The organism is Achromobacter maghribensis, from assembly GCF_057334215.1.
In genome coordinates this window covers 180,209-182,229 of sequence record NZ_JBHFII010000061.1, presented here as the reverse complement: position 1 = coordinate 182,229, position 2,021 = coordinate 180,209, and the positions used below count along the sequence as shown (strand labels likewise).

1 protein-coding gene is annotated in these 2,021 nt (G+C 65.5%); it reads left to right on the top strand.

What is annotated here, in order from left to right:
* The first annotated feature begins 177 nt into the window (after positions 1-177).
* Positions 178-1,980: an NAD(P)-binding domain-containing protein gene (locus tag ACE039_RS26885; protein WP_485823825.1), complete on the top strand. Its 1,803-nt coding sequence runs from the start codon at positions 178-180 to the stop codon at positions 1,978-1,980.
* The last annotated feature ends 41 nt before the right edge of the window (positions 1,981-2,021 follow it).

Below are 2,021 nucleotides of genomic sequence, written 5' to 3'. Positions count from 1 at the left end.
CCCCACCCCCGGCGCGCGACGCCAGGCCCCGGCTCTCCAGCCACCACGGGCCTTGCCGGGGCATCCAGAAGTTGGCACGGCAATTGCATGTCGATCCATGACGCCCACCGGCCGACACAGGCCGGGGCCGTCATCGGAACGCCACGACAAAGCCCGCCACGGGCAAGGAGACAAGACATGCCGAATGATCACGCCGACGCCGCCCTGGATGCGGTGCTAGCGCGCCTGAACACCGCGCTGGGCAACAAGGACATCGAAGGTGTCGCCCGCTTGTTCCAGGACGACTGCTATTGGCGCGACCTGGTGCTGTTCAGCTGGAACCTGCGCACCCTGGAGGGGCACGCCCAGATCCGCGACATGCTCACGCAACAACTGCCACAGGTCGAACCCGTGCGCTTCACCCGGGACGACCGTGAAGCCGTCGCCGACGAGGGCGGACTGTTGCAGGGCTGGCTGCACATCGACACCAACCTGGCGCGCGGCTACGGGCACATCCGCGTCAAGGACGGCAAGATCTGGACGCTGCTGACCACCATGTCCGAACTCAAGGGCCACGAAGAACCCAGCGGCACGCGCCGCCCCAAGGGCGCCGAACACGGCAACCGCCGCGAACGCCAGACCTGGCTGGAAAAGCGCGAACAGGAAGCGGCCGAACTGGGCTATCAGACGCAGCCCTATGTGCTGATCATCGGCGGCGGGCAAGGCGGCATCGCACTGGGCGCGCGGCTGCGCCAGTTGGACGTGCCCACGATCATCATCGAAAAGAACGAGCGCGCCGGCGACAGTTGGAGGAAGCGCTACAAGTCCTTGTGCCTGCACGACCCGGTCTGGTATGACCACCTGCCCTACATCCCCTTTCCCGAAAACTGGCCCGTCTTCGCACCCAAGGACAAGGTTGGCGACTGGCTCGAGATGTACACGAAGGTGATGGAACTGAACTACTGGACCTCCAGCGTCTGCCAGTCGGCGCGCTACGACGCGCAGAAGCAGGAATGGGAAGTCACCGTGTTGCGCGAGGGCAAGCCCGTGGTGCTGCGGCCCAAGCAGCTGGTGCTTGCCACCGGCATGTCGGGCAAGCCCAACATTCCGCGCTTTCCGGGGCAGGACGTTTTCCAGGGCGAGCAGCAGCATTCATCGCAGCACCCCGGCCCCGACGCATACCACGGCAAGAACGTGGTGGTGATCGGCGCCAACAATTCCGCTCACGATATCTGCGCGGCGTTGTGGGAAGGCGGCGCCAACGTCACGATGGTGCAGCGCTCGTCCACGCACATCGTCCGGTCGGACACGTTGATGGACATCGGCCTGGGCGGCCTGTATTCCGAACAGGCGCTGGCCAACGGCATGACGACGCGCAAGGCGGACCTGACGTTCGCTTCGCTGCCCTACAAGATCATGGCGCAGTTCCAGATTCCGCTTTACGACCAGATGCGTGAACGCGACGCCGAGTTCTACGCCAAGCTTGAGAAAGCGGGTTTCATGCTGGATTGGGGCGACGACGGCTCGGGCCTTTTCATGAAATACCTGCGACGCGGCTCGGGCTATTACATTGACGTGGGCGCCTGCGACCTCATCATCGACGGCAGCATCAAGCTGCAATCCGGCACCGACGTCAGCCATCTGACGCGCGACGCCGTCGTGCTGAAGAACGGCGTGACGCTGCCTGCGGACCTGGTCGTCTATGCCACTGGCTACGGCTCGATGAACGGCTGGGCCGCCGACCTGATCAGCCAGGACGTCGCCGACAAGGTGGGCAAGTGCTGGGGCCTGGGGTCGGACACCACCAAGGATCCTGGCCCCTGGGAAGGCGAACAGCGCAACATGTGGAAGCCCACGCAGCAGGAAGGCCTGTGGTTCCACGGCGGCAACCTGCACCAGTCCCGCCACTATTCCCAGTACCTGTCCCTGCAATTGAAGGCGCGCCAGGTCGGGCTGCCGGTGCAGGTCTACGGCCTGCAAGCCGTGCACCACCAGCGGTAGCGCCACCGGCCTCCCCCCGGGGGGGGGGGGGGGGGGGGGGG